The organism is Roseibium sp. MMSF_3247, from assembly GCF_030733765.1.
GTDB lineage: Bacteria > Pseudomonadota > Alphaproteobacteria > Rhizobiales > Stappiaceae > Roseibium.
On the sequence record NZ_JASHII010000003.1, the window covers coordinates 359,664 to 385,657 of the forward strand.

26 protein-coding genes are annotated in these 25,994 nt (G+C 56.6%); 9 read left to right on the top strand and 17 right to left on the bottom strand.

The features are described from left to right. Positions 1-65: 65 nt before the first annotated feature. The 4 genes from RBB44_RS12005 (at position 66) to RBB44_RS12020 (ending at position 4,717) form a co-directional block, all read left to right on the top strand. Positions 66-1,634 carry a sugar ABC transporter ATP-binding protein gene (locus RBB44_RS12005; RefSeq protein WP_306147601.1) on the top strand — a complete coding sequence of 523 codons (1,569 nt, stop codon included), beginning with the start codon at positions 66-68 and terminating at the stop codon, positions 1,632-1,634. Then, a complete protein-coding gene (locus RBB44_RS12010; RefSeq protein ID WP_306147602.1) occupies positions 1,631-2,629 on the top strand; it encodes an ABC transporter permease in 999 nt (332 codons plus the stop codon). Before RBB44_RS12005 ends, RBB44_RS12010 begins: the two co-directional genes overlap by 4 nt. 92 nt (positions 2,630-2,721) lie before the next feature. Then, positions 2,722-3,648 (top strand): ribokinase, encoded by a 927-nt coding sequence (gene rbsK, locus RBB44_RS12015; RefSeq protein ID WP_306147603.1) that lies wholly within the window; start codon positions 2,722-2,724, stop codon positions 3,646-3,648. A 79-nt stretch (positions 3,649-3,727) separates the two neighbouring features. Beyond that, the gene (locus RBB44_RS12020; protein WP_306147604.1) at positions 3,728-4,717 is read left to right on the top strand and encodes a LacI family DNA-binding transcriptional regulator; all 990 of its coding nucleotides are present in this window, start codon (positions 3,728-3,730) and stop codon (positions 4,715-4,717) included. A gap of 5 nt (positions 4,718-4,722) precedes the next feature. Here RBB44_RS12020 and RBB44_RS12025 read toward each other — a convergent pair whose 3' ends face one another. The 5 genes from RBB44_RS12025 to RBB44_RS12045 all read right to left on the bottom strand — a co-directional run bounded on the left by RBB44_RS12025 (position 4,723) and on the right by RBB44_RS12045 (position 9,237). Beyond that, positions 4,723-5,424, bottom strand: coding sequence for an ABC transporter ATP-binding protein (locus tag RBB44_RS12025; RefSeq protein WP_306147605.1), 702 nt, complete (start codon positions 5,422-5,424; stop codon positions 4,723-4,725). Further along, the gene (locus RBB44_RS12030) at positions 5,411-6,193 is read right to left on the bottom strand and encodes an ABC transporter ATP-binding protein (RefSeq protein ID WP_306147606.1); all 783 of its coding nucleotides are present in this window, start codon (positions 6,191-6,193) and stop codon (positions 5,411-5,413) included. Before RBB44_RS12030 ends, RBB44_RS12025 begins: the two co-directional genes overlap by 14 nt. Beyond that, a complete protein-coding gene (locus tag RBB44_RS12035; protein WP_306147607.1) occupies positions 6,193-7,149 on the bottom strand; it encodes a branched-chain amino acid ABC transporter permease in 957 nt (318 codons plus the stop codon). Before RBB44_RS12035 ends, RBB44_RS12030 begins: the two co-directional genes overlap by 1 nt. Before the next feature lie 3 nt (positions 7,150-7,152). After that, the gene (locus tag RBB44_RS12040; protein ID WP_306147608.1) at positions 7,153-8,025 is read right to left on the bottom strand and encodes a branched-chain amino acid ABC transporter permease; all 873 of its coding nucleotides are present in this window, start codon (positions 8,023-8,025) and stop codon (positions 7,153-7,155) included. A 72-nt stretch (positions 8,026-8,097) separates the two neighbouring features. Then, positions 8,098-9,237, bottom strand: a complete 1,140-nt coding sequence (locus RBB44_RS12045; RefSeq protein WP_306147609.1) for an ABC transporter substrate-binding protein — start codon at positions 9,235-9,237, stop codon at positions 8,098-8,100. A 430-nt stretch (positions 9,238-9,667) separates the two neighbouring features. Here RBB44_RS12045 and paaG point away from each other — a divergent pair, with 430 nt between their 5' ends. From paaG to RBB44_RS12065, 4 genes are all read left to right on the top strand, one after another. After that, positions 9,668-10,462 carry a 2-(1,2-epoxy-1,2-dihydrophenyl)acetyl-CoA isomerase PaaG gene (gene paaG, locus RBB44_RS12050; protein ID WP_306147610.1) on the top strand — a complete coding sequence of 265 codons (795 nt, stop codon included), beginning with the start codon at positions 9,668-9,670 and terminating at the stop codon, positions 10,460-10,462. A 1-nt stretch (position 10,463) separates the two neighbouring features. Next, a complete protein-coding gene (gene paaI / locus RBB44_RS12055) occupies positions 10,464-10,910 on the top strand; it encodes a hydroxyphenylacetyl-CoA thioesterase PaaI (RefSeq protein ID WP_306147611.1) in 447 nt (148 codons plus the stop codon). A 35-nt stretch (positions 10,911-10,945) separates the two neighbouring features. After that, a complete protein-coding gene (gene paaK, locus RBB44_RS12060; RefSeq protein ID WP_306147612.1) occupies positions 10,946-12,256 on the top strand; it encodes a phenylacetate--CoA ligase PaaK in 1,311 nt (436 codons plus the stop codon). Between the two features lie 131 nt (positions 12,257-12,387). Then, the gene (locus tag RBB44_RS12065) at positions 12,388-12,987 is read left to right on the top strand and encodes a TetR/AcrR family transcriptional regulator (protein WP_133951805.1); all 600 of its coding nucleotides are present in this window, start codon (positions 12,388-12,390) and stop codon (positions 12,985-12,987) included. A 50-nt stretch (positions 12,988-13,037) separates the two neighbouring features. Here RBB44_RS12065 and paaZ read toward each other — a convergent pair whose 3' ends face one another. The 8 genes from paaZ to pcaF all read right to left on the bottom strand — a co-directional run bounded on the left by paaZ (position 13,038) and on the right by pcaF (position 20,978). Further along, complete coding sequence (paaZ, locus tag RBB44_RS12070) at positions 13,038-15,092, bottom strand: phenylacetic acid degradation bifunctional protein PaaZ (RefSeq protein ID WP_306147872.1); 2,055 nt, start codon at positions 15,090-15,092, stop codon at positions 13,038-13,040. Between the two features lie 29 nt (positions 15,093-15,121). Then, positions 15,122-15,901, bottom strand: coding sequence for a Phenylacetic acid catabolic protein (locus RBB44_RS12075; protein ID WP_306147613.1), 780 nt, complete (start codon positions 15,899-15,901; stop codon positions 15,122-15,124). Continuing rightward, on the bottom strand, positions 15,891-16,967 hold the full coding sequence (gene paaE, locus RBB44_RS12080; RefSeq protein ID WP_306147614.1) for a 1,2-phenylacetyl-CoA epoxidase subunit PaaE: 1,077 nt from the start codon (positions 16,965-16,967) through the stop codon (positions 15,891-15,893). The genes RBB44_RS12075 and paaE overlap by 11 nt, the downstream gene beginning before the upstream one ends. Positions 16,968-16,990: 23 nt before the next feature. After that, positions 16,991-17,512 carry a 1,2-phenylacetyl-CoA epoxidase subunit PaaD gene (gene paaD / locus RBB44_RS12085; protein WP_306147615.1) on the bottom strand — a complete coding sequence of 174 codons (522 nt, stop codon included), beginning with the start codon at positions 17,510-17,512 and terminating at the stop codon, positions 16,991-16,993. 11 nt (positions 17,513-17,523) lie between these two features. Next, the gene (gene paaC / locus RBB44_RS12090) at positions 17,524-18,342 is read right to left on the bottom strand and encodes a 1,2-phenylacetyl-CoA epoxidase subunit PaaC (protein WP_306147616.1); all 819 of its coding nucleotides are present in this window, start codon (positions 18,340-18,342) and stop codon (positions 17,524-17,526) included. Continuing rightward, entirely contained in the window at positions 18,342-18,629 is a 288-nt protein-coding gene (gene paaB, locus RBB44_RS12095; RefSeq protein WP_306147617.1) for a 1,2-phenylacetyl-CoA epoxidase subunit PaaB, read from the bottom strand. The genes paaC and paaB overlap by 1 nt, the downstream gene beginning before the upstream one ends. A gap of 29 nt (positions 18,630-18,658) precedes the next feature. Next, on the bottom strand, positions 18,659-19,657 hold the full coding sequence (gene paaA, locus RBB44_RS12100; RefSeq protein WP_306147618.1) for a 1,2-phenylacetyl-CoA epoxidase subunit PaaA: 999 nt from the start codon (positions 19,655-19,657) through the stop codon (positions 18,659-18,661). A 115-nt stretch (positions 19,658-19,772) separates the two neighbouring features. Next, on the bottom strand, positions 19,773-20,978 hold the full coding sequence (gene pcaF / locus RBB44_RS12105; RefSeq protein WP_306147619.1) for a 3-oxoadipyl-CoA thiolase: 1,206 nt from the start codon (positions 20,976-20,978) through the stop codon (positions 19,773-19,775). Between the two features lie 328 nt (positions 20,979-21,306). Between pcaF and RBB44_RS12110 the strand changes: the two genes are divergently transcribed. Next, the gene (locus RBB44_RS12110; RefSeq protein ID WP_306147620.1) at positions 21,307-21,987 is read left to right on the top strand and encodes a GntR family transcriptional regulator; all 681 of its coding nucleotides are present in this window, start codon (positions 21,307-21,309) and stop codon (positions 21,985-21,987) included. A gap of 85 nt (positions 21,988-22,072) precedes the next feature. Here RBB44_RS12110 and RBB44_RS12115 read toward each other — a convergent pair whose 3' ends face one another. Genes RBB44_RS12115 through RBB44_RS12130 form a run of 4 tightly spaced genes read right to left on the bottom strand, consistent with a single transcriptional unit; the run spans position 22,073 to position 25,989 of the window. After that, positions 22,073-22,942: a dioxygenase gene (locus tag RBB44_RS12115; protein ID WP_133951790.1), complete on the bottom strand. Its 870-nt coding sequence runs from the start codon at positions 22,940-22,942 to the stop codon at positions 22,073-22,075. Between the two features lie 10 nt (positions 22,943-22,952). Then, positions 22,953-24,260 (bottom strand): TRAP transporter large permease, encoded by a 1,308-nt coding sequence (locus RBB44_RS12120; RefSeq protein WP_209179680.1) that lies wholly within the window; start codon positions 24,258-24,260, stop codon positions 22,953-22,955. Next, a complete protein-coding gene (locus RBB44_RS12125) occupies positions 24,257-24,874 on the bottom strand; it encodes a TRAP transporter small permease (protein ID WP_306147621.1) in 618 nt (205 codons plus the stop codon). The genes RBB44_RS12120 and RBB44_RS12125 overlap by 4 nt, the downstream gene beginning before the upstream one ends. Positions 24,875-24,903: 29 nt before the next feature. Further along, the gene (locus tag RBB44_RS12130; protein ID WP_306147622.1) at positions 24,904-25,989 is read right to left on the bottom strand and encodes a C4-dicarboxylate TRAP transporter substrate-binding protein; all 1,086 of its coding nucleotides are present in this window, start codon (positions 25,987-25,989) and stop codon (positions 24,904-24,906) included. Between the last annotated feature and the right edge of the window lie 5 nt (positions 25,990-25,994).

A 25,994-nucleotide genomic window follows, 5' to 3' on the forward strand; every position in this document is an offset into this window, starting at 1 on the left:
CCGCTTGGTCAGCCTTGGGCGGGGGCAAATCAAACTCTTCCAATTACGATATGACTGGACGCACCATGGTAGCAGCGACGCAAACCGCGGCGCAGGCCCCTGCGCATTCCACGCCGTTTTTATCGGTTGAAGGACTGAAGAAATACTTCGGCGGTGTGAAGGCCCTCGACGGCGTGAGCTTCTTCCTCGAACAGGGAGAAGTGCATGCGCTGGTCGGTGAAAATGGCGCTGGCAAGTCCACCTTGATTAAGATCCTGTCTGGCGTCTTCCCTCACGACCACGGTGCGATCTCCTTGGACGGGCAGACATACCGCCCGCAGTCGCCACATGAGGCCAAGGAACGCGGTATCCAGGTCGTTCATCAGGAATTCAATCTCCTTGAGCATCTAACAATTGCGGAAAACATCTCGATCGAGAAGTTGCCACGCAACCGGTTTGGGCTCCTGGACCGGCAAGAACTCAACTCTCGTGCCCGCAAGGCGCTGGACGCCATCGGGCTGACTGATATCGATGTCAAAGCCCCTGTGAGCACCCTTGGCATCGCCCACCGGCAGCTTGTTGAAATCGCAAGGGCACTGCAGTCCGAGAGCCAGATTCTGATCCTCGATGAACCGACCGCCACACTGACGGAGCGTGAAACCAAGCGTCTCTTCGAACTTGTCTCGCGGATCAAGGAAGACGGCGTGACAGTCGTTTTCGTGTCCCATCACCTCGATGAAGTCTTCGAAATCTGTGATCGGGTCACGGTGTTTCGCAACGGCCGCACAATCGCAACTGACCTGATCGCCGAGACCACGCCGGACGGTATTGTCCAAAGAATGGTCGGCCGCCAACTTGCTGGGGAGATGGTTTCCGGTGACGAACAAAAAGCCTTCGGCGACATCGCACTAAGTGTCCAAAATATCTGCACTCAGGCCAATCCGACCGAAACGGGTATGTCTTTTGACTTGCGCTATGGCGAGATCGTCGGGATCGCCGGGCTGGTCGGAGCGGGCCGCACTGAAATCCTGCGCGGAATTTTCGGAATTGATCCGATCCGGTCCGGAGAAGTTCAACGGGATGGCAAGACCGCCCGTTTTTCAGGTCCAGGCGACGCCATAGCTGCCGGGATTGGCTTCGTAACCGAGGACCGTAAGGACGAAGGCCTGATCCTCGATATGCCGATATCGGCCAACGTCTCGCTCGCAAACATGAAGGCCGTGTCGCAATCCGGTCTCCTCAAATTCGCAGCTGAGCGGCGCCAGGCCATGGAGGCCGGCGAAAAACTGAAACTTAAATACGGCAAGACAGCCGACCCTGCCTCAAGCCTGTCTGGCGGAAACCAGCAAAAGGTGGTGCTGGCCAAGTGGCTCGCACGTGACCCAAAGGTCCTGTTGCTGGATGAGCCCACCAGAGGCGTCGATGTCGGCGCAAAGGCTGAAATCTACGCGATCTTGAAAGATCTGGCCCGCAACGGCGTTGCTCTTTTGGTGGTCTCGTCCGAAATGCCGGAACTCATGACGCTGGCAGATCGCATTCTCGTTCTTGCCGAACACCAGATCCAGGGCTCGCTTCAGCGCGCCGATTTCTCTGAAGAAAACATCCTGAAACTGGCCTACGGGCAAACCGAACTGGCCGGAGGAAACAGCCAATGACACTCCAGACAACAACCGATACGCTCCCGGCTCCATCCAGATTTTCCTTCCGGACAGTTTTGCAAAACGCGGGCATCGGCCTCGCCTTGCTGGCTCTAATCATATTTTTTTCCGTGTTCACCGAACACTTTCTGACACCGAACAACATCACCAACATCTTGACCCAGATCACCATCAATCTGGTCCTCGCCGTTGGCATGACATTCGTCATTCTGATCGGCGGCATTGACCTGTCGGTGGGGTCGGTGATGGCGTTTGCGGCGGTTGTTGCCGGCAAAGCCATCACCCTTCCCGGATTTGGGCCGGCCGAGGCAATTGCACTTGCGGTGATTGCCGCAACGCTGACCGGTGTGCTGTGCGGGTTCATCAACGGCGCCATCAGTGCTTATTGGGCGCTGCCATCGTTCATTATCACTCTTGGCATGTTGAACATTGCCCGCGGTGCGGCATTGCAGGTCTCCGATGCGCAGACAATCTACTCCTTCCCCTATGCATTTGAGGAATTCGGGTCCGCCATGATCTATGGCGTGCCTGTCGTATTCCTGGTGGCGCTGCTCCTGGTCTTCGTGGCTTGGTTCGTGTTGAACTTCACAGTTTTCGGGCGATTGCTCTACGGGATTGGCAACAACGAGGAAGCCGTCCGTTTGGCCGGACATTCGGTGCGTCGCTACAAGATTGCAGCCTTCACGATATGCGGCTTCACAGCCGGTATCGCGGCCGTTGTGTATATGGCCCGCCTCAACATCTCCAGCCCGATCGCCGGGATCGGTTTTGAACTCAATGCGATCGCTGCAGTGATCATCGGCGGCACCAGTTTGAGCGGCGGCCGGGGTTCGGTAATCGGGACACTGCTCGGCGCTTTCATCATTGGTGTGCTCGCAAACGGCTTGATCCTTATCGGTTTAAGCGACTTCATGCGCCAGATGATTACCGGTGTGGTCATCATCTTTGCAGTCATCCTTGATCATTACCGCGCCAAGTACGCGGCGACTTGATCGCCTATATTTAAAGCCTCAGCGGACACATCTTCCGCTGAGGCAAAATAATACGGTATACACAATCCGAACCCCATGAGCGGAGCGTAATTTTGAAGCCGGTTACTGTCGTTGGCAGCATAAACATCGACCTCTTCAGCTATCTCGATCGCTGGCCAAAAATCGGTGAAACCGTGATGGTCCGGGAAACCGCCAATACATTGGGTGGCAAAGGCGCAAATCAGGCTGTTGCAGCGACCAAGCTCGGCGCCAATGCCACGATGATCGGCGCAGTTGGTCAAGACGGTTTTGGCCGCGTCGCCGCAGATCAGCTGACAGCGTTCAACGTCACCGCGGAATTAATCGAAAAACGCGATTGCGGAACAGGCATGGCATTCATCGATGTTGGGCCAGACGGCGACAACATCATCCGGTTGGCAAGTGGCGCCAATGGTCAGATGCAGCCCGAAGACCTTGGGCCACATTCAAACCAGCTAAGCCTAAGCGGTGTCGTCCTCCTTCAAAACGAAATCAACCTGGAAACGTCATTGAAAGCCGCGGAACTTGCACGCGCTGGTGGCGCTTTGGTGATTATGGATCCAGCTCCAGCCCCTCACCCGGCCTGGACCAGGGATGTGATTGCCGCTTTTGATGTGCTGACCCCGAACGCAAGTGAGGCTGGTGCCATCTTGGGAAAAACACCAGAAACGCTAGACGAAGCCCGCGACGGCGCGCGGCACCTGCGCTCTTTTGGACTGAGTGGTGCGATCATCACGCTCGGGGAAAAAGGCGTCGCCTGGTCCTTTGGAAATGAAGACAGCGTAGAACCTGCTCCGAATGTAACCGCAATTGACACGGTGGCTGCTGGGGATTGCTTTAACGGCGCGCTGGCAACTGCGCTCTCAGAAGGTGCCTCAATGCGGTCCGCGATACGATTTGCTATGCATGCTGCGGCCCTTGCAACCACCCGAAAGGGTGCATCGGCTTCTCTGCCGACCCGAATCGAGGTCGACCGGTTCTACGCGCCGGGCCTGGTATAGCGCTGGCCTAAAAGAGGCAGTAAAAGGAACAGCGGCCCGCAGTCGGCTGGGACTACAGTATTTAGGGAGAAGCCTGTCTATGCCGACGATAAAGGATGTCGCGCGCAAAGCCGATGTGTCAGTCGGGACGGTTTCCAGGGTTCTTGCGAAAAACGATACGGTCAAACAACCGCTGAAGCTGCGGGTGCAGGCAGCCATGGACGAGCTTGGCTACAAACCCAACCTGGCAGCCAGGGCACTGCGTACAAACAGCATCGATGTTATAGGGCTGGTGGTGCCGGATATTACCAACCCGTTCTTTGCGCAACTCGCCAAGGATATCGAAAAGGAAGCGGCCAGCCGCAGCCACTCGGTCATGCTGGCAAATTCGGATGACGACCTGGAAACCGAAAAGATCCAGATCGCGGCCTTGCTGGACCGCTCCGTGCGCGGTGTCATTGTTGTTGCGACATCTGACAGCAACCACCCTTACGAGGCTGAGGTTCCAATCGTCTCGCTTGACCGCCGTCTTGGCGACCATGCGCTGGTCAGCACAAACCATTTCGACGGCTCAGCTCAGATTGCAGATCATCTCCATCAGCTTGGCCATCGGCGGATCGCCTACATAGCCGGGCCGGACACCATGGATGTGGCCCGCCGCCGTCGCGAAGGATTTGTTACCCAGATAAAGACACTCTCAACACCTGATGATCCAATCGAACTGACTATCCACGCAGGCCAGTTCGATTATGATTCCGGCGAAGAGGTCTGCCGGGAGATACTTGCAGAAACTGCGGACAGCGGTGATCGCCCGACCGCAATTGCCGCGGCCAGTGACCAGCAGGCGATTGGGGTCTTGCGCGCAGCTCGAGACTTGAAACTGGACGTTCCTGGAGATCTTTCCGTTACAGGTTTCGATGACATCTCGCTGGCAGCTCTTGTCGTCCCCAGGCTGACGACTGTCCGCCAGCCGACCGCCGCTTTGGCACGCACAGCAATTGATCGGATCTTCGAACCCGCAGACGCCACCGGAGATGAAGAGATCCCCGGTGACCTTGTTGTGCGGGAATCGACGGCAGCCCTTAACTGATCAGTTTAGATCCCTAGATAGGCTTCACGGATACGCGGATCGGCGATAAGTTCGTCCGAGGGCCCAGAAAGCGTGATCCGGCCCGTTTCCATGACATAACCTCGATCGGCGATCTTGAGTGCGCCAAAAGCGTTCTGTTCAACCAGCAGAACGGTCACTTCCTTTTCCCTCAAGGACTTGACCACATCGAAGATCTGCGCGACCAGAAGAGGCGCCAGGCCCATTGAAGGTTCATCCAGCAACAGGCAATGTGGCCGCCCCATCAAGGCACGGGCAATCGCCAGCATCTGTTGTTGCCCACCTGAAAGGCCACCCGCTGCCAGGTTCCGCTTTTCCCGCAGGATTGGGAACATCTGGAAGGCGTCCTCCATATCCTTTTCGACCCGATCATCGGTGAAAAGAAACGCGCCGAGACGCAGATTTTCTTCCACCGTGATATTCGTGAAGATCTGACGTCCCTCCGGCGATTGCGACAATCCACGTTTCAAACGCTTGTAGGCGGGCACGGTTGTCAGCGCATCGCCGCGAAACCGGATGTCTCCGCCGGTGACGGACTGCGTCCCGGACAAGCATTTCAGCAAGGTGGTTTTGCCCGCTCCATTGGCGCCGACCACAGTCACGATCTCTCTGGATGTCACCTCCAGATCGATCCCGTGCAGCACCTCGATGTGACCATAGGCCGACCGCAGGCCCTCAACCGTCAACATGGGCGGGCTCCTCTTCCGTGCCGAGATAGGCGGCAATCACATCCGGGTTCCTGGAGACGTCCTCCGGCGTGCCTTCAGCGATCTTTTCGCCGTGATCCAGCACCACGATGTGATTGGAGATCCGCATCACCATTTTCATATCGTGCTCCACGAGCAGGATCGCGATGCCGGATTTGGCAAGCTCCGCGATGAGCTCATCAATTTCCTCCGTCTCGACCGCATTACAGCCAGCTGCCGGTTCATCCAGCAGAAGAACCTGCGGACCAACAGCCAAGGCACGCGCAATCTCAAGGCGCTTGAGCGCGCCATAAGAAAGGTTCCCGGCTTCTTCCTCGGCAGCCTTTGACAGATGCACCTTTTCAAGAAGCAGCAACGCTTGTTCGCGCACTTCCGCAGACCGCCGCCGAGCAGAGGGGAGCGATAACAGATCAGCCCAGACAGACGGATTTTCCGTCAGATGAAATCCGGCGACCACATTTTCCAGAACCGTCATTCCCTGAAAAATCTGCAGGTTCTGAAAGGTTCGTGTCAGCCCCTTCTCCGCGAGGAGATTTGGGGCCTTAGCGGTCACGTCTTCCCCGTTTAGTTTCACGTACCCCGCATCCGGCAAATAGACACCGGAGATCATGTTGAAGAGGGTTGTTTTGCCAGCCCCGTTCGGGCCGATAACCGATACGATTTCACCCGGTTTGACCGAAAACCCGACATCGTTCACCGCCCGAAGCCCCCCGAAACTGATGCCAAGGCCGCTGATTTCGAGAATGCTCATCAGACACCCCTCCATCTGATACGCGCTGCAAGGGACGGCAAAAGGCCAAGCGGCAGGAAGATCATCACCAGGATCATGACGAGGCCGAGCACCAGATGCTCATAGTCGTGGAACACGGTCAGAATCTGCGGCAAGAGCGTCAGGACCGCCGCGCCGAATGTTGCACCGAGGACCGAGCCGACACCGCCGAGGACAGCCATGGTGACCATTTCCACCGAGTGCATGAAACCGGCAACATCGGGAGTGATAAACCCGTTCTGCAAGGCCAGAAGCGAGCCACCCACCGACGCGTAGACAGCTGAGATGATGAACGCTTGCAGCTTGAAACGCGCAACATCAATGCCGACGGTTTGCGCTGCGGTCTCTGACCCGTGCAGGGCGCGCATCGCGCGCCCGGTCGCGCTCTGGTAGAGATTGAGTGCAATCCAGATCCCGATCAGAAGCGCGGCCGCATTGAAGATGTACCAGAATTCACCGCCGGACAGCCGAAGCCCCATGTCCCTCAGGATTGGACGCAAACCAAGACTTGGAACCGCCATTCCATCCGGGCCACCTGTCAATCCGCGTTCATTGGAGAGCACCATGGAGACAAGGATGCCAAATCCGAGCGTTGCAACACCGAGATAATATCCCTTCAAGCGCAAAATCGGGCGGCCGATCATAAGGGCGAGCACAGCAGAAATCGCAGCGCCAAGCAAAATGGCCAGTACCGGCGGGATGCCGAGATGAACCGGTGCCAAAGCGCAGGCGTAGGCACCAATTCCGGCGAACCCCGCGTGTCCCAGACTGATCTGACCGGCGTAACCGATCAGGATCACCAAGCCGACCACGGATAGAGCATTCACGAATACAAGCGCGCCAACACGGTAGTAGTAACCGGACGGGAAAAAGGCTGGCAGGATGACGATGATTGCAGCCAGAATGGCCAGTTGAATCCATTTGTTTTTGAGTGTCATCACCTAGACCCTTTCTGTCGTCTTTTGACCGAAAAGGCCCTGTGGCATGACAAAAAGCACAGCAAGGATCACGACAAAAGCGACCGCTTCCTTGTACTGGGAGGAGATGTATCCAGCCGTCAGGGCTTCAAACAGGCCCAGCAGCAACCCGCCGACCAAAGCCCCTTTCGGATTTCCCATGCCGCCGAGCATTGCAGCCGCAAACCCTTTGAGGGCGAGGCCAACACCGACGTCATAGCTCACCAGCGTGATTGGTGTGACCAGAACACCGGCCAGCGCGCCGATGGCCGCTGACAAGGCAAAAGACAAGGTCATGACAAAACCGGTGTTGATGCCGACAAGCTGTGCTGCGAGCCGGTTGTTCGCGGTTGCCAAAACTGCTTTTCCCAAAAGCGTGCGCGTGAAGAACAGCCAAAGCGCTATGAAAATCGCAAAGGCTCCACCAATCACCCAAATGCTTTGCGGCAACAAAGTTGCGCCGAGAAGATGGATCGGATCGTCCCCTGAGAAGGCAGGCAGACGGTGCAGTTGCTTGTCGAACAGGACCTGTGTCGCACCGCGGATCAGGATCGAAGCGCCGATGGTAATGATGATCAGGGAGACGACCGGCGCTCCCCGCGCAGGCTCGATCGCAAACTTGTTCAGCGCCACACCAATGGCTGCTGTTGCCACGATTGCAATCAAAGCCGCCAAGGGCAACGGCAGACCCGCATCGAAGGCGAAAACGGTGATCATGCCGCCGAGCATGACGAATTCGCCTTGTGCGAAGTTCACCACATCAGAGGCGTTGTAGATGATGGTAAAGCCGAGCGCGACAAGGGCGTAGACCGCGCCGACGGTCAAGCCGGAAAAGACGAACTGCATCAATGCGTCCATCGACGTCTCCTAAGCGGGATTTTGGGTGCAAGGTTGGAAGCCGGACTTGTCGCCCGGCCTCCGAAAATGGCGTCAGTCGATCGAAGTCCACTTGCCGTCGCGAATTTCCAGCATGCGGAACGCACTGAGATCGAGCCCCAGGTGATCGTCCGGGCTGAAGGTGTAGGTGCCGGTTGTACCGACCATGCCGCTGGTTGCTTCAAGAGCATCGCGGATAGCGCTTGGATCCGAGCTGCCCGCACGGGCCATTGCATCCGTCATCAGTCGGAAGGCATCATGCGCATAGCCGCCAAAGGTCGAGACTGCTTCGCCGTACTCTTCTTCGTACGCAGTCTTATAGGCGATCACCACTTCCTTCTGCGGGTCCCCCTCTTCCATGATGTCTGCAATGAGCAGCGCGGTGCCTGGAAGACGCACGCCTTCGGCAGCTTCTTTTCCGGCCAACTCAATGAAACCATCGGAGGCAACCCCGTGGCTCTGATACAGAGGCAGATCAATTCCAAGCTGGGCATAGTTCCGGGTGACGATGGCCGGCCCCTGACCGAAACCGGGGTTCAAAACAGCCTGAACACCCTCAGTGGACTTGATCTTGGTAAGCTGCGGGGTCATGTCCGCATCCTGGCGGGAATAGGTCTCTTGAACCAGAATCTCGACACCGTAATTGCCAGAAACGTCAACGCATTGCGCTTCCATCGACGCACCAAATCCGCCGGTGCCGGAAATCATGCCGATCTTGGTGATGCCGTTCTTCTGCATATCCGTGAAGATCTTCTCACAGGCCATGCGGTCGGTATGCGGGGTCTTGAAGACATAATCGCGCACCGGATCAATGATCTGGATTGCACCAGCGAGTGAGATGAACGGAATACCCTCATCTTCGGCAACCGACAGGATGGACATGGTCGTACCCGTCGTTGACCCACCGATGATGGCAACAACTTCATCATCTTCTACCAGCCGCGTTGCAAAGGTGCGCGCCTTGTTCGGATCCCCTCCATCATCGTAAATCACCAGCTCGATCTTCTCGCCGTTGATCCCGCCCTTGGCGTTTAGATCATCAACGAGCATGTAAAGGGTCTTTGCTTCCGGGTCGCCAAGGAATGCAGCAGGGCCGGACGCGGACAGGCTGGCACCCAACTTGATGTCGGCGGCGGCGCCTGTGACTGTTCCCAGAACCATCAAGGTGGCGAGAGCTGTATTGGTAACTTTCATAATTTCCTCCCAGAGTGTGAAAATTCCGAAGTGACGGGCAGCCGGGCTCAGCTGCTGTGAGAGCTCCGGTCAGTGATGCAACGAAGACGGCTGTGGTGAGTAAACGCTCCGCCGGCCACGCATTGCTGATGACTACGGAGCGAATTGGAGACGCCGGCTGACCTCGATTGTGCCAGGCGGGGCAGCGCAATGCTGTGTCGGTTTGCCGGATCGAAAAATACTGAAACCGGCATTCCAGAGCGCGGCTTCCTGATCACCGAGAACGCAGCGCTCAACATTCTGTAATGCCGGCCAAGCAGTGTTGGCATAGTGTCTCCTCCCAAGTCCGTAACGAGCGTTACGCCTCAGCTCTTATAATTGACCGACCGGACGGTTTATGCAACGATTTGTTTTGTCGGCATCGTGAGAAAATGATGTCAGGGAGAGAAAGATGTCGGAAAATCAGACTGTTATCTCGGAATTAAACAACGGCGTTTTGAAGCTAACCCTCAATCGCCCGGACAAACTCAACTCGTTTAACGATGAAATGCACCTGTCATTTCGCGCAGAAATTGAGCGCGCACATTCCGAAAAAGCAGTCCGCTCGGTGTTGTTGACAGGATCCGGAAGGGGCTTTTGTGCCGGGCAAGATCTCGGCGACCGGGACCCGAGAAAGGGCGGCGAGCGCTCCGATCTCGGACATACGATCGAGACATTTTACAATCCGACCCTGCGCCTGATCCGCAGCCTGGAAAAACCAATCGTCTGCGCGGTGAATGGCGTGGCGGCAGGCGCCGGGGCCAATATCGCCCTTGCCTGTGACATCGTTCTGGCGGCACGTTCGGCAAAGTTCATCCAGGCTTTTTCCAAGATCGGGTTGATCCCGGATGCTGGCGGCAGCTGGTCTCTGCCCCGCATTCTAGGAGAACCACGTGCTAAAGCGCTCGCCCTCCTTGGGGAACCGCTACTGGCCGAACAGGCCGAAAGCTGGGGCCTGATCTGGAAAGCGGTCGATGATGCTGCTCTCCTTGAAGAGGCGACCGCACTGGCTGAGAAGCTGGCTGCCGGCCCTACCGTCGGACTGGGCCTCACCAAACGTCTCATCCAGGCCGCCGCCGACCAGGATCTCGACACGCATCTCGACATGGAGCGGGATTGCCAGCAGACAGCAGGCTTCACCGACGATTATGCTGAAGGTGTAATTGCGTTTTTGGAAAAACGCCCTGCACAGTTTCGCGGTGAATGACATGAAACACATATCTGAACTCAGCCCGCAGGAGTTGGCAGAAACCTGTGCCAAGCTGATGTGGGAGGAGGACAACGCCTCTCAGAAGCTCGGCATGAAACTGCTTCACGTGGCGCCAGGCGAAGCAGATATCTCCATGACCGTGACGAAGGACATGACCAACGGCCATGGCAACTGTCACGGCGGCTATATCTTTGCGTTGGCCGACAGCGCCTTCGCTTTTGCCTGCAACACGTACAATCAAGTCACCGTCGCCCAGCACTGTTCGGTCACCTACATCGCACCGGGCAGTCTGAACGATCTCTTGACCGCCTCGGCACGTGAGGTCTCCCGTACCGGGCGCTCCGGCATTTACGACATCAGCGTAGCCCGTGGCGACGGAACCGTAATCGCCGAATTTCGCGGCCACTCCCGCACTATCAACCGCACCTTTTTGCCAACAGAATAACTGCCGGCCTGACCAGCACCTTGTGGAGGAAACACATGATCGATCTCACACCGGATCGCGCCACTCTGGACCCCATCGAAATTGCAAGCCGTGACGAGATTGCAGCCCTTCAGGAAAAGCGCCTCGCCTGGACGCTGTCCCACGCCTACGACAACTCTTCGTTCTTCAAGATGCGCTTTGATGAACACGGCGCGCATCCGGGTGATTTCAAAACTCTGGCAGACATGGCGAAATTTCCCTTCACCGTGAAACAGGATCTGCGCGACACCTATCCGTTCGGCATGTTCGCGACACCGCGTGAAGACCTCGTCCGGATCCATGGTTCCTCCGGCACCACAGGCAAACCCACGGTGGTCGGATACACCGCCAATGACATTTCCAACTGGTCAGATCTGATTGCCCGCTCCATCCGCGCAGCCGGGGGGCGCAAAGGCAACATCCTGCACAATGCCTATGGTTATGGCCTCTTCACCGGCGGGCTTGGCGCCCACTATGGTGCGGAAAAACTTGGCTGCACGGTCGTCCCGATTTCCGGTGGCATGACAGAGCGTCAGGTCACTCTGATCGAAGACTTCAAGCCGGACGTCATCATGGTGACGCCGTCCTACATGCTGTCCATTTTGGACGAATACCGGCGCCGTGGCCTCGACGCCCGTCAAAGCTCGCTGAAGGTTGGCATTTTCGGCGCAGAGCCGTGGACAAATGCCATGCGACAGGAAATCGAACAGGCCTTCGACATGCATGCCGTCGACATTTATGGCCTCTCGGAAATCATGGGCCCTGGCGTTGCCCAAGAGTGTGTTGAGACCAAGGACGGCCTCCATGTTTGGGAAGACCATTTCTATCCGGAAATCATCGATCCGGTGACGGAAGAGGTCCTGCCAGACGGTGAGATGGGTGAATTGGTCTTCACGACACTGACCAAGGAAGGCCTGCCGATGGTCCGCTACCGGACCCGCGACCTGACCCGCATCCTGCCAGGAACTGCCCGCTCCATGCGCAGAATTGAAAAAATCACCGGTCGCAGCGACGACATGATCATCCTGCGCGGCGTCAATGTTTTCCCGACCCAGATCGAGGAGCAGATCCTGAAATGTGAAGGTCTTGCGGCGCATTTCCATATCGAGCTCGTCCGTTCTGGCCGCATGGATGCGATGATCGTTCATGGAGAAGCGATGCCGGATGCCAGCAGCAGCGAGGCAAGGGAAGCGTCGGCCAAAGAGCTGGCACACCACATCAAATCAACAATCGGGATTTCTTCAAAAATCGAGATCCACGAACCGGATAAACTGCAGCGCTCAGAAGGCAAAGCCAAGCGGGTTATCGACAACCGGCCCAAGGACTGAATCAGTCGTCGCTTTTCTATCCCCAATGAGTTGAAGCCGGCCAGGCATTGGTCGGCTTCGCTCTACATTGACTTAAAAAAGGCATTGAGTTGCTATGGCGGCACCGTGTCAAGAAATGGAGCTCCAAACACATGGCGAGAACCCGCGCCAATGATTTTGAGGAAAAACAGCATGGCCTTCTGCTGACGGCAGCGAATGTCTTTGCAACACAAGGCATGGAAAAGGCCTCCATGGCGCAGATCGCTCAGGAAGCCGGCGTTTCAAAATCCCTGCTCTATCACTACTACCCGTCGAAAGACGCGCTGATTTTCGAGATCATCCATTCTCACTTGGCAATCCTCGACAAAGCACTGGAGGAAGCAGACGATCCGACCCTACCACCGGAAGACCGGCTACAGACTCTCGTGATGACCGTTCTTGATTCCTACCGGGGAGCCGACGATCAGCATAAGGTGCAGCTCAATGCCGGCCCAGCGTTGTCGGACGAACAAAAGAGTGAAATCGTCGCAATAGAGCGGCGCATTGTCCGGCACTTTTCAAATGCCTTGAAAGACATCCATCCGCACCTCGACACACCGGACCGGCCCCTCCTGATGCCCGTAACAATGTCGCTTTTCGGCATGATGAACTGGGTCTACATGTGGTTCAAGGAAGGTGGACCGATCTCGCGCGAAGACTATGCCAAGGTCGCCACCACCTTGATCCTGGAAGGCGTGAAGGCCGTCCGCTGAATGGCTTGCCGGTCACGCTTCATCAGCTGACCGGCAGTACCACATATTTTTTATGCTGCAGGCGGCCAGGTCTTGGCGACCATGGTCAGGACGTCGTATTGCGCGACGACTTCGTCCTTCTGGTTGGTCACCTGGCAATCCCAGCGCACCTCGCCGTGGTCGGCGTTCTCGCGCGGATTGATTTCCTTGCATGTAAGCCGGACTTTCAGGCTGTCGCCGAAGTAGACCGGCGTCAGAAAGCGCAGGTTGTCGACGCCATAGTTGGCGAGAACCGGACCCGGCTCCGGATCCACGAACAAACCCGCCGCAAAAGACGCGATCAGATACCCGTGGGCGACCCGATCCTCAAAGAACGGATTTGCTTTGGCCGCTTGGCTGTTCATATGCGCGTAGAAGGTGTCACCGGTAAACTCTGCGAAATGTTCAACGTCTTCCAGCGTTACTTCGCGTGCCTTTGTGGCAATCTGATCGCCAATCTTGAGCTCGGCAAGCGATTTGCGGAACGGATGGACGTCGGTGCGCACAGATGCTCCATCGACCCATTGCCCGGTCACCGCGGACAACATTTCCGGTGTGCCCTGGATCGCTGAGCGTTGCATGAAATGCTTCACGCCGCGCATGCCACCCATTTCCTCGCCGCCCCCTGCCCGGCCCGGGCCGCCGTGAACAAGCGGTGCCAATGGTGAGCCGTGTCCTGTAGAGGACTTCGCGGATCCGCGATTGCCGATCAACACGCGACCGTGGAAAGGCGCAAGACCAGTGACCACGTCATGAATCAGCGCCCCATCATTGGAAAACAATGAGGATGCAAGCGAGCCCCGGCCTTTGCGGGCCAGTTCCACAGCTTCCTGATTGTCTTCGTAGGACATGATGGTCGCAACCGGTCCGAAAGCCTCAACGGAGTGGACGATCTCAGCGTCGAGCGGCTTGGCGCAGTGCATGAGTACTGGCGCCATGAAGGCACCGCGATCTGCTTCTCCGGAAATCAGATCAACCGTGTCCAAAGATCCGGACACAATCTCCGCTTCAGTGGCCAGTTCGGCGACCTTTGCTTTGACGCCATCGCGGTCCTTCAGGGAGACGATTGCCCCCATACGCACGGCCTCATCATCCGGCAAACCAACTTTCGTCTTGGAAAGCCGTGCGGAAATTGCTTCGACCGCCGCCTGCTCGTGTATCTTCGGAACGATGATCCGGCGAATGGCCGTGCACTTTTGGCCCGCCTTGACAGTCATCTCGTTTGCGACTTCGCGGACAAAAAGATCAAACTCGTCCGTCCCTGGACCGGCATCCGCACCCAGAATGGACGCGTTCAAACTGTCGGCTTCCATAGTAAAGCGGACAGAATGCTTGAGGATCGCGGGACTGGATTTCAGTTTTTGGCCGGTGGATGCGGAGCCTGTGAAGGTGACCACATCCTGTTCATTGACATGATCCAGAAGATCACCGGCTGACCCGGTCACGATCTGCAGCGCGCCTTCCGGCAAGAGGCCGGTTTCCAGCATCCGCCGCACCACAAGCTCTGTCAGATAAGCGGTTTGCGAGGCTGGTTTGACGATGCACGGCATGCCGGCGATCAGGGACGGTGCGATCTTTTCCAGCATCCCCCAGACCGGGAAGTTGTAGGCATTGATGTGCACGGCAACGCCGATAAAAGGCGAAAGGATGTGCTGTGCCACAAAGGATCCGTCGCGGGACAAGACTTCCACCGGCCCCTCGGTCAGTACCTTGGTATTCGGCAACTCGCGGCGGGCCTTTGACGCAAAAGTCAGCATGGTGCCAATCCCGCCTTCAATGTCGATCCAGCCGTCCCGGCGCGTTGCACCGGTCGCAAAGTTTTCCAGATAAAACTCTTCCTTGAGTTCCATCAGCCTCAAACCGACGGCCTTCAGCATCAAAGCCCGTTCGTGGATCGTCATGGCTCTTAGCGCCGGTCCACCTTTGGCCCGCCCCCAGGCGAGTGCTGCCTTGAAGTCGAGGCCTTCGGTCCCGATCAGCGCGTGAACGTTTCCTGTAGCGGCATTCAAGACCGGTTGACCTTCACCGTCCCCGCGGCGCCAAGCGCCTTCCACATAGCTTTCCAAACGGCGCGCCGTCGTCCCCATGGCCATTCTGGATTTCCCTTTATGTTTTTTTATCTGGTGAGCTTCAATTCGATAAGCCGCTGGTTTGCGTCAGCTTGCCATGCGGCTCGAAGCGTCTCGTTATCTGTCTGGCGCAGCCCCATCTGCTTAAGCCGGTCAAACCGCTCCGACTTGGCCGGACCAAATGTTTCAGAAACCTTGGGCAACCAATAGGCAACAGACGACAGCACTTCTTCGCGCATTGCCGCGTCGGCAGCCAGAACCTGAAGTCCCTCCAGGCCAAGTTCCATGTGACGCTGCTCCCGCGGCAAGATCTTGCGGAACACTTCGCCAAGCGGCTGATAAGAAGTTTGGCTGAGCTCCTTCAGCTGATGGACGGTCGCAAGGCCCATCAGAAAATTCATCACGACCGCATCTGTCCAACCTTGCAGCGGGTAATGAAACACCGACAGGCGCATATCTCCGCCCTGGCGTTTTGCATCCACCTGTGCATCCCGCGGCTGACGGGCGGACCACGAGTGCGCCTTGTTATAGAGCGCCTTGTCGGTTCCAAAGTCGCTCATCAGATCCAGCACCTGTTCGGCGTGGTCGACCTTTTCCAGCGTGATCCGGCTGGCCGCGATCCGTTCTTTCAAGCCCGGCGACCAATTAATGGCGTCGGCAAACCCGGCAGACCCGGCAAGTTCACTGTCGACAAAAGACGACATCAAACGCAGGAGTTCGGCGCGGTAGCGCGGCGGGACATTATTTGGCGACGTGAGCTTACCGCCCCGGGCTAGATAGTCGGCCAAGGACATGGTGTCGTTGTCCAGTACGGCTTCATTCGTCATAACTGATCACCACCTTGTCCGAGACCGGGATGCATTGGCAGGAAAGCACGTAACCGGCGCGGACTTCATAGTCCTCCAGCGCATGATTCACTTCCATCTCCACCTCCCCTTCAATGACCTTTGCCCGGCAGGTGGAGCACACACCGGCCTTGCAGGAATAGGGTGCGTCCATTGAATTCGCGATGGCCGCCTCCAGAACCGAGCTGCCGTTTTTTTCCATATGAAAATTCCGGGTACTGCCATCGAGAGTGACGGAAACTTCGCATGTCCCCGTGCTATTGGCGGCCGCTTCGGAAACAGCTTTGGCTTTTGCCCGGCCGGGTTGGGAAGACGCAAACAACTCGAACCGGATCTGCTCATCTGCAAGGCCGTGCTTGCGCAGGCTGTCCGCGATGGTCAGCATCATCGGCTCCGGACCACAGATGAAAGCCGTATCGACCTCTTCGGCATCGACCCATAGACGGAACAAGAGTTCCATCTTTTCCGCATCGATCCGACCGGTGAAGAGTTCAATGTCCTGGGTTTCCGTCTCCAGAATATGGATTACCGAGAACCGGCCGAGGTAGGTGTTTTTCAGGTCTTCCAGTTCCTCACGGAACATGATTGAGCTGGTCTGGCGGTTGGCATAAATCAGGGTAAATGTGCTCTTCGGCTCGCGCGCCAGAACCGTCTTGATGATGGAGAGAACTGGTGTGATGCCTGACCCGCCGGCAAAGCCGAGATAGCTTTTGGCCTTTTGCGGCTCAAGTTCGGTAAAGAACCGGCCCATTGGCGGCATGACATCAAGGAGGTCGCCCACTTTCAGGTCTTCATTGGCCCAGGTCGAAAACGCACCGCCCTCGACCCGTTTGATCCCGACCTTCAGGCACCCCTCATCCTTGCCCGCGCAAATCGAATAGGATCTGCGCAACTCCTCGCCGTCGAAGTCGCGGCGAAACGTTAGATACTGCCCCTGAATGAAGTCAAAAGCGTCTTGATCTGCGGCGTCGGGCTTCAGCGTGACCACAACGGCATCGCGGGTATCGCGGCGGATATCGGTAACTTGTAGCGCGTGAAATCGTGCCATAGGCGAAACCCTCCTCCTGGGTGTCAAATGCACTTGAAATAATCGAACGGTTCCAGACAGTCCTTGCAGCGCCAGGCGGCCTTGCACGGTGTCGACCCGAACTGGCTGACCCGTTCGGTATGAGCGGAGCCGCATCTTGGGCAGGGAACCACGAGATTTGTCTGGCCGGACAAGCGGGCCGCCTTCGCGCCCATGCCATCGGAAGCGGTTCCGTCGATCGGCGGCGCAATGCCAAACTGTTTCAGTTTCTCGCGCGCTTCAGGCGTCACCCAGTCCGTTGTCCAGGGCGGTGAGAGCCGGCGTTCCAGACGCACATTCTCCATGCCCTTTTCGCGCAGCTTGTCCTCGATCATCAGATCGATGACAGCCGTTGCAGGACATCCCGAATAGGTCGGCGTCACAGCCACCACGAGGGTATCGCCATCATATTGAACGTCGCGGATGATGCCGAGCTCTGTCACAGAGACAACGGGGATTTCCGGATCCGGGACTTCGGCAAGCCAGTCCCAGACCTGCTCAGTCGGCGTGGTTTGGGGTGCGGACATAGCAGACTTTCCTACCAACTTGCGCCCGGGTAAGCGCGTTGCAGAAACTGCATCTCCGCAAGGATGTAGCCTAGATGCTCTGTGTGCCGACCTTGCTTGCCGCCCTTATGAACGAAACCAGCGGCCTCAGGCGCTTTCAAAGTCGCCTCATCCAGGATCTCCCGCACGGATGTTTCCCAGTCCGCTTTCAGATCCTCTGGTTTCGGCGCAATACTGGCTTCAGCTACAGCCGCATCCAGTGCATCACCTTCAAACATCTCGCCCGTGTAAGGCCACAAGAGGTCCAGGGCGTCCTGCATTCTGCGATGGCTTTCCGGCGTCCCGTCGCCCAGGCGCACAACAAGATCAGATGCCCGCTCCAGGTGATAGCTCACTTCTTTCAAAGCTTTTGCGGAAATTTCGGCAACGCGCGGGCTCTTGGAGTTTTCTGCAAGCCAGGAGAGCAAAAGATGATGATGGGCGTCGAAAAGGAACTCCCGCATCACCGTGACAGCCATGTCGCCCTTCGGAAGCTCAACGAGCAGGACATTGCGGAACTTGAAGGCATCACGCAGGTAGGCGAGCTTGTCCGCGTCGCGCCCCGCACCTTCAACCTCGCCTGCAAGACCAAGCCACATCTGCGTGTGGCCGATGAGGTCGAGCGCTGTGTTGGCAAGGGCGATGTCTTCTTCCAGAACCGGACCATGACCGCACCATTCGGACGTCCGGTGGCCAAGGATTAGCGCATTGTCGCCCATGCGGCAGAGCCATTCAAAAAAGGCCGGTTTCAGCTCAGCGTCGGAAACGAACGGATCCTGAGTGGCACCGGAAACTGCAATTTGATCGCTCATCACATTTTCCCCACTTCTTCCGGAATATCGAAGAAGGTCGGATGGCGGTATGTCTTGCTTTCAGCCGGATCAAAAAGCGGGCCCTTTTCGGATGGGCTGGACGCTGTGATCTCCTTGGACGGCACCACCCAGATGGAAACACCTTCCTTGCGGCGGGTGTAGACATCCCGGGCGTGGTTGATCGCCATCTCCGCATCCGATGCATGCAGGCTACCGACATGACGGTGGTTCAGGCCATGCTGACCGCGGATAAACACTTCCCAGAGCGGCCACTCTTTCTTGCTCATGACTGTCTCTCCCTCAATCGCCTTGTCGGTTACTCTGCGGCCACGGTGGCAGCCTGACGGCGGTCTGCCGCCTTGTCGGCATAAGCGTTCAAGCCATCGCGGAACCACTCGCCGTCATCCCAGGCCTTGACCCGCGCTTCCAGCCGTTCTCGGTTGCACGGACCATTGCCCTTGATCACTTCAAAGAACTCGTTCCAATCCGGCTCGGCGAAGTCGTAGCCCTGCTTCTCCTCGTTCCAGGCGAGCGTTTCGTCCGGAACAGTCAGCCCGAGATACTCGGCCTGCGGCACGGTCTCGTTGACGAACTTCTGGCGCAATTCGTCGTTGGTATTGATTTTGATCTTCCAGGCCATCGATTGGGCGGAGTGGACGGAATCCTTGTCGGACGGACCAAACATCATCAGCGACGGGTACCAAAACCGGTTCAGGGCATCCTGTGCCATTTCCTTCTGCTCCGGCGTGCCGAAGGCCATCTTCATCATTATGGAATAGCCCTGACGCTGGTGGAAACTTTCCTCCTTACAGATCCGGATCATCGCGCGGGAATAGGGCCCGAAGGATGTCCGCTGCAGCGGCACCTGGTTCATGATGGCAGCGCCATCGACCAACCACCCAACCGCGCCCATATCGGCCCAGTTCAGTGTTGGGTAGTTGAAGATTGAAGAGTATTTCATTTTGCCGGAATGCAGAGCCTCAAAGAGCTCATCCCGGCTAACGCCCAGTGTCTCGGCCGCCGAATAGAGATAAAGCCCATGCCCGGCCTCGTCCTGAACCTTTGCAAGGAGAATGGCCTTGCGCTCCAAAGTCGGTGCACGCGTGATCCAGTTGCCTTCCGGCAGCTGGCCAACGATTTCGGAATGCGCGTGCTGACCAATCTGACGGATCAAGGTCTTGCGATAGCCTTCCGGCATCCAGTCCTTCGGCTCGATCTTTTCACCGTTATCGATCCGCTCCTGAAAAGCCTGCTCTTCGGGCGACATTTCCTCGCGGGACTTCAGAGCGTCAGATTTCACAAGCTGTGCGTACATGCCACTTCCTCCAACTGTGCCGGACTTAAATCCAGCGCGTTCCGATTGGGCTTTCCTCAAAGCGACCGCCTGCTTTCAAAGCAACCGGCACCGTCCCGAGCCCTTCAAATCCAATTTACACCCGCTCCAGAACGAGCGCGATCCCCTGACCAACACCGACACACATGGTGCAAAGCGCATACTGCCCGCCAGTCCGCTGTAGCTGATTAGCGGCGTGCAGGACCAGCCGCGATCCGCTCATGCCGAGTGGATGGCCAATGGCAATGGCCCCGCCGTTGGCATTCACGTGGGGTGCATCGTCAGGCAAACCAAGCTCACGCAAAACTGCGAGCGATTGGGACGCAAAAGCCTCATTGAGTTCAATCACATCCATTTGCTCAAGTGTCAGACCCGCGAGGCCCAGAACCTTTTGCGTCGCCGGCACCGGACCAATGCCCATGACACGTGGCGGAACGCCGGCTGCTGCCATGGCAACAATGCGGGCTTTGGGCGTCAGCCCATTCGCACTTGCGGCTTCTTCCGAAGCGATCAGCGCTGCAGCAGATCCATCGTTGACCCCGGACGCATTTCCAGCCGTAACCGTCAAATCAGGCGCGTTTACGCCACGCAGTTTTGCCAAGGCCTCGACACCCGTACCCGGTCGCGGATGTTCATCCGTATCAACGACAATCGGATCGCCTTTGCGTTGCGGGATCGAAACCGGAACGATTTCATCTTTAAAAACGCCAGCTTCCTGCGCTGCGGCCCATCGGCGTTGGCTTTCCGCTGCAAACTTGTCCTGGTCCTCACGGGAGATCTTGTAGTCCTCCGCCACATTGTCAGCCGTCTCCGGCATTGAATGCGTGCCGAAAGCCTTTTCCAGTTTCTTGTTCTTAAAGCGCCAGCCAATAGTGGTGTCATACATCTCGGCATTGCGCGAAAACGCTGTCGTCGCTTTGCCGACAACAAACGGTGCCCGGCTCATGCTTTCAACACCGCCCGCAAGCATCAACTCAGCATCTCCTGCCCGGATTGCGCGGGCCGCCATGCCGATAGCATCCATCCCGGATCCACAAAGCCGGTTCACTGTTGTGCCAGGAACGGAGACCGGCAACCCGGACAAAAGCACAGCCATACGGGCAACATTGCGGTTGTCTTCGCCAGCCTGATTGGCACAGCCGAGGATCACATCAGCAACAGCCTCCCAATCGACCTGAGGGTTACGCTCTTTCAGCGCCTGTAAAGGGATGGCCGCCAAATCATCTGCGCGCACCTGAGACAAGGCTCCGCCATACCGGCCGATAGGCGTGCGCACGGCGTCGCAGATGAAGGCATTTGGCATTTGTCTCTCCCATTTCGCGATCTATCAGGCATTCGCCGACCGATCGGTCAGCTTTGTATAACACCAAAACATCACACTATGAACTGTTTTTTGGAAAAAATGTGATACTTTGAATTTTATAACTGTCTTTCAGCTACTTAAATCGAACACCGATCTCTTCAATGCGGCTCACAGATCGGTTTGGACGGGCGTTCATATACGACTGTGGCACCGAACCACCTCATGCGGCAGAACTCTCGGGAATTTGACTGATGATTTACGTATAAGCACGTAGGATTACACAAGAAAAAACTGGCATTTTTGCAAAAAAATCGATATTATCACACTCATGAATATTCAGCCTCATATCGACCCGGCTCAAGAACCGTCTGCCACCCAGCGCGCCTATCTCGCGATACGGCAGATGATTCTGACCGGAGAAATCCCGCCCGGCGAAAAACTGAAAATCGAAAACCTGCGCAAGAAGCTGGATATGGGCGGCTCCCCGATCCGCGAGGCTCTGACGTTGCTTGTATCGGATCTCCTGGTCGAAAGACTGGATCAACGTGGCTTCCGGAGTGCGGAGGTTGGCCGGGAAAACTTCGCTGAAATCCTGAAACTCCGGTGCCATCTGGAAGAGATGGCGCTTCGGGAAAGCATTGCCCATGCCGATCAGGCCTGGGAAGACAACCTGGTCATCAGCCACCACCGGATGATGCGCGAACCACGCAACAATGTTGAGCGGTTCGAGGATCTGCACAAGACGTTCCATATGAACCTTCTCGCAGCCTGCACCTCGAAGGTTCTCCTGAAGTTCTGCAATCAGCTCTATGATCTCAATATCCGCTACCGCTATCTGGCCGGCAAGGCATTGGACTATTCGACCCGTGATATCGGCAGCGAACACACTGCGATCATGAATGCAGCTGTCGACCGCGACACAGAGACCGCATGCCATCTATTGCTGGATCACTACCAGCGCACTGGCGCTTTTTTGGAGAGGCTCTTCACCTCAGAAGCTGCAGAATGAACCAGCAGAGCATCTTTCAAAAAGTGGATCAGGTACAAAAAAGGCGGGCCAAACGACCCGCCTTTATATTGCCTGGCTGTTGACCTTACTCCCGGACCAGAACCAGGTCGAAGTCCGCCAGAAGATAGGGACCGTCCACCTTACCGGAGAGTTCAAAGCCGTCTGCCGGGAAGCTCCCAGCTGGCTTCTCGACATAGGTCATTACGAGATCTTCACGCACGCCGAACACGGTGTCCTCATCCAGATACGGATCATCATCTGGAAAAATCTCTGTAACGAGCGGCCGAAACCCCGGAGCGGTAACAATGTAATGAAGGTGCGATGGCCGCCATGGATGCCGTCCGCTTGCCCGAAGAATATCGCCAACCGGGCCATCACTTGGAACCGTGTAACTCACCGGCTTTACAGACGTGAACGCATAACGGCCATCTGCGCCCGTGGTTTGGATCCCGTGGAAGGAGTAAGTGTCCTGATCTGGGTCCTGACTAGAGTACAGACCATTCGGTGCCGTCTGCCAGATATCAAGTTCGGCACCCTCAATGGGATTTCCGTCCATGTCCCGCACAATGCCTTGGGCGAGCAGGACTTGTTCCTTGAAATCACCACGCAGATCCCCGCCAATCGGAAGCGGTGGAGACCCCGTAATATGGAACGGCCCAAGCACACTGGAAGACGTGCCCTCAGGGTGAGAGTGCAGCATGTCAACCAGCGAGGAGAGGCCAAGAACATCGGACAAAAGCACAAACTCGTGCCGTTCCTTGTCTGAAATATCTCCGGCCCATTCGAGGAACTCGATGCCCTTGCGCCATTCGGCATGAGTAAGGTTCGTCTCCCGGGCAAAGTTATGCAGATGGGTGACAAGGCTCTGCAATATCTCCCTGAGGCGCGGATCCGTATCCGGCCCGAAATAGTTCATGAAGACGTCAGTTATGTTGTCTTTGGTGACGCTGCGCATGGAGCTCCCCTTAGTTTAAGATGGCCAGGCTCAAGGACGGCCAGCGGATCAGAGCGATTAGAACGATCAGCATCACCAGCGCGAAGGGAAACGCGCCGATGAACACATCCTTCAAGGAAATCCTGGGGTCGTTTAGCGTTGCCTTGATCACAAAACACGAAATGCCGAGTGGGGGAGTTAGAAGCCCGATTTCCGCGCCGACCACCGTCACAATGCCGAACCAGACAAGGGACATGCCCATCGGTTCGACCAGCGGCAGGAACAAGGGCACCACGATGAGGATGATCGACGCAGTATCGAGAATGGTGCCAAGGAAAATCATCATCAGCACATAGATCACCATGACCCAGAAGAAGGTCATTTGCGTTTCCGTCAGGAGATCTCCGAGCTCATTCGGCAAGCCTGCGAGACCGAGCATCCGGCTGTAGATCGAGGCTGCGGTGATCAAAAACAGAATTGACGCAGTGATGTGACCGGTTTCCAAAAGCGCTTGCCACAGCGACTGCAATGTCAGCTTTTTACGGAACGCAGCGATCAGCAATCCAAGAAGAGATCCTGCAGCACCTGCTTCAACCGGGGTTAGCCATCCAGTGTATATCCCGCCGAGGACCGCAACGATCAACAAGAGCGTTGGAATGGTTTTGTCGGCAATTTCCAGAGGGCTCATCCATTCTGTTTCATCCGAAGTACGCCCACCGACATACTTCGGCGTGAAACGTCCCATCAAGAAGATCGCAACAACGTAAGCCGCCGCCAACATCAAGCCCGGGACAACACCGGCAAGGAACATATCGCCGACGCTTTGCTCAGCGACGAAGGAATAGATGATCAACATTGCCGATGGCGGAATGATCATCCCAAGGACCGACGATCCGGCAACCACACCGACCGCGAAACGCGGGTTGTAGTTGAACGCGAGCATTTGAGGAACGGAGACCTTAGAAAAGACCGAAGCGGAGGCAATGGATGATCCAGTCACCGCAGCGAAGACTGCATTGGCACCGACTGTCGCCATGCCGATCCCGCCTTTGACCCTCCGGAATCCGGAATTCATGACCTGATAGATATCGGCCCCAAGCCCTGCCTTGGAGACGATCAGACCCATGAATGTGAAGAGTGGCACGGTGGCGAAAGTGTATTCCATCACACTGTCGCCAATGGCGATTTTCAAAAGATTGATCGCAAGATCGAAATTGTCTCGCATCAACAAGATTGAAACGAAGGACACCAAGCCGAGCGCGATCGGAATGTAGACGCCGAGATAGACGAGAACGACGATCGCGACAACGGACGCAATTCCAATTTCAAATGGGCTCATTGAGTTTTCTCTTCAGCCGCAGGCTCATCGGGTTTTGGTGCGTTCTTCTGGCCGAAATAGGGTCCGCTGTACCCCAGTTCACTGTCGTCGTCTGAAGGCTTACCCAGTCGTTCGAAGGCCTTGAAAAGAAACAGAAGTGTGCACAGTCCAGCGCTAAGATAGATGGCCAGCTTGATCGGCCACCAAGGGGCCGTGAAGATACCAGGGACACCGAAGAAGTCTTTTGTCTCATACATTTCGACGAACTCAGGCCAAATCGCAAAAGCAACCAAAGCCATGAACACCGCCGATGCAAAGTCGATAACCCGGCGGATCGTGTCAGCCAGCTTTGGCCGGGTTGTTCCTAGGATCGTCAGAAATCCATCGGAACGCGTGAGCCGGCTCATCCGAACAACATCAGGTAACTGCAGGAAGACGATCAGAACCATCGAGAACTGAACGACTTCAACGGCACCCCGGAATGGCGCGTTGAAGAAGCCACGCGCCACCACATCGTAATTGACCACCAGAACCAGACCGAGGACGATCAGGGTGCCAACTGCGTTAGCGCCAATCGCTACCCAGTTGGCTGCTGTTGCCAAGGCCTTGAGGCCGGTGTCCAGAAGACGCAGCATAGAGCTAATCCTGTACTCAAGCCTGCGGCTTACTGCGTTAGTTCCGCGGACCAGTCCCGGACCGGGGTATGCCCTGCGTCCTTCAGTTTGGCCGTATAAGACTTCAGCATATCGCTGCCTGGCTCGCCTTTTGTGTCGAGATCTGCAGCCCATTCAACCGCGATGTTCGGCATGTTTGCGGCCCATTGTGCACGTTCAGCCGGGTCCATCTCGACGACAGTACCGCCGGATTCCACATAAGCGGCACGGCTTGCTTCAGCGCGGTCCATGGCAACACCGGCCACGTGATCGCGATAGGCAACAGCCACGTCCTGCAGCACTTCTTTGACTTCATCCGGGAGCTTGTCCCAGTAGTCCTTATTCACGGTGATTGTTTTGGAATTCACCGCGCCGAGATCCGCTTTGAGCATATACGGTGCCACTTCAGCGATCTTGAAGGTCTTGGCAGCTTCCGGCCACAGCATCGCGTTGTCGACCAGACCGGTCTGCAGCATGTTGTAGAAGTCCGTCAGACCACCACGCACACCAGCGGCATTGTCGAGACCTTCCAGGTACCGCAAGTTCATGCCTGCACCGGCAACCTTGGATCCGCTCAAGTCAGATAGCGAGTTGATCGGCTCCTTGGAAAACACCTGGTAGGTGTCGAGCACCACGCCCGTTGCCAGATAGACCTGGTTTTGAGCCTCAAACTCCTTCTGCATAGTTGGGTATTCCTTGGCGATTTCGTCGACCGCTTTGGCAACAGCCCGGGCATCCGGCGCAATGAACGGTGTCACGGCGGACAAAGCCTGACTTGGCAGCTTGGATGAATGGAAGATCGTGGTGACAATCCCGATGTCGCCCAGGCCGAGTTTAACGCCCTCAAGAACACCTTTCGGTTTGACGATTGACCCACCATAGCTCTCTTGCCAGTCGATCTTGTAGTTGCCTTTTTCAGAAAGGCGTTTGTCGACTTCAGGAATAAAGAAGTTTGTGAACTCCTTGACCCACATCGCACGGGCTGGATAGCCATCAATCACAACCGCCTTGATGGTTTCGGTCGCAAAAGACGGCATTGCAGTTGCGCTTAACGCGGCAAGAGCGATTACGCTCCGTCTGGTCAGTTTTCCGATCATCACAT